The sequence below is a fragment of the Streptomyces sp. NPDC005151 genome (genome assembly GCF_053599875.1).
This window is the reverse complement of sequence record NZ_JBSFYR010000246.1, coordinates 1-1,574: the sequence shown is the minus strand read 5'-3', so window position 1 is coordinate 1,574 and position 1,574 is coordinate 1. Positions and strand designations below refer to the sequence as shown.

Genomic DNA, 1,574 nt, shown 5'->3' with positions numbered 1-1,574 from the left:
CCGGGAAGACTTCGTCACACCCGGTCAACACGACCACCCCCCAACCAGACACGGCCAGGCAGCAACTCCACCCGAACCAGCCACCCGCGAAGTACGGAGCTAGTTGACCACCTCGGACGGACGGCGGGACAGAGCGCCTGAGCCGATCCGCGTCAGTTGTCACCTGGCCACAATGTCTGTCACCGAGGCCGCGGTCTCGCCTGCCCATCGGTGCGACGAGTTCCGTGAGATCCCATCGGTCGTGCCCGATGTCCTGTGCCACCAATGTTTGAGCGTGTGCCATCGAAGTCTGAGCGATAGGAGTTCGTGACGCCCAAGCCTGAGCTCCGCCTGTTCACCTAGGTCAGCCGGACCACCGAGGCCACCGAGCCCAGCGACGACCCCCGCGGGATGCAGAACGCCGCGATGCGTACCTACTGCCGGCTGGTGGCCGAGTCGGTCGCCTGCCCGGCGATCCGCAAGGTACGGGCCGGGTGCCTCACGGCGTGGGCCCAGCTGATGGCGGCGCTGGTGGCCGAGCGCCGCCCCGACCGGCCGGCACCGCCGATGGCCGGTACCGCCGCGATCGGGGCGGTTGTGCATCTGCTGGCCGACACCGCCTAGCGTCTGCTGCCGGCCTGACGGCCCGGCCTCACTTCAGGTGCCGGGCGAAGAACCGGTCCCCGTCGTCCACCTCGAACCACGGGGTGCCGGCGTGCCCGCCCATATTGGCGTGCAGCGTCTTCTCCTTGGTGCCGAAGGCGTCGAACAGGTCCAGGGCCAGCTGCCGGTCGTTCCCTTCGTCGTCCCACTGCAGCAGGAACTGCAGCGGAATGGTGACCTGCCGGGCCTCCTCGCGCTGGGCGCGGGGCACGAAACCCCCGGCGAAGAAACCGGCGGCCGAGATGCGCGGCTCGACCACCGCCAGCCGAATGCCGATGGCGGTCATCCCCGAGTACCCGACCGGACCGCCGATCTCGGGCAGCGAAAGGAGGGCGTCCAGGGTGGTCCGCCATTCCGGGACCGCCTTTTCGACCAGCGGGACGATGAAGGACTCGAAGATCTCGTCGACCGGCTCGCCGGCCTGCATCGCCCGGCGGAGGTCGGCGCGGGCCTGCTCGTCGACGGCGGAACGGGGCCACTCACCGTGCCCGGGGTGGTCGATGGCGGCCACCGCGTAGCCGTACTCCGCCGCGGAGTGCCGGGCCCGGGCCACCAGCCGCGATTCCCGCTTGTGCAAGCCGCCGTTGTGGCCGATCAGGATCAGCGGGGCAGATGCGGATCCAGACGTCCACAGGACGCCGGGGATCTCGCCGAGGGTGAATTCGCGTTCGAGGACGCCGTCGTCGAGGCGCTGTTCGGAAGTGAATTGCATGGTCGTGCCTTTCGGGAGTGCTCTTGAACGGCGCTCCCGGACGACCTATTGCGGGTCTGTACAGCTAACGGTGGAACTCGGTCGGATTTCTTTAGCGGCGTCCGGCGGTGAGCCGGCCGTCGAAGGCGATGCCGTCGGTGCTGGGGTTGATGGAACGGCGTGAGGCGCGGGCGAGGCAGGAGCTGGAGTCCTGGACGGAGGTCCTGGAGCAGGCTCAGGC

Annotated in this window: 2 protein-coding genes; one reads left to right on the top strand and one right to left on the bottom strand. The window is 69.1% G+C overall.

All coding sequences use genetic code 11. From position 1 onward, the window contains the following. The first annotated feature begins 390 nt into the window (after positions 1-390). Positions 391-603, top strand: a complete 213-nt coding sequence (locus ACWD6R_RS40485) for a hypothetical protein (protein WP_451823328.1) — start codon at positions 391-393, stop codon at positions 601-603. Between the two features lie 28 nt (positions 604-631). Here the strand turns inward: ACWD6R_RS40485 and ACWD6R_RS40480 are convergent, their stop codons facing one another. Continuing rightward, entirely contained in the window at positions 632-1,354 is a 723-nt protein-coding gene (locus tag ACWD6R_RS40480) for an alpha/beta hydrolase (protein WP_451823327.1), read from the bottom strand. Between the last annotated feature and the right edge of the window lie 220 nt (positions 1,355-1,574).

Bases quoted from the DNA above. Each gene is read 5' to 3' on its own strand.
- ACWD6R_RS40485 (WP_451823328.1), top strand. From the start codon at position 391: ATGCAGAACGCCGCGATGCGTACCTACTGCCGGCTGGTGGCCGAGTCG.
- ACWD6R_RS40480 (WP_451823327.1), bottom strand. From the start codon at position 1,354: ATGCAATTCACTTCCGAACAGCGCCTCGACGACGGCGTCCTCGAACGC.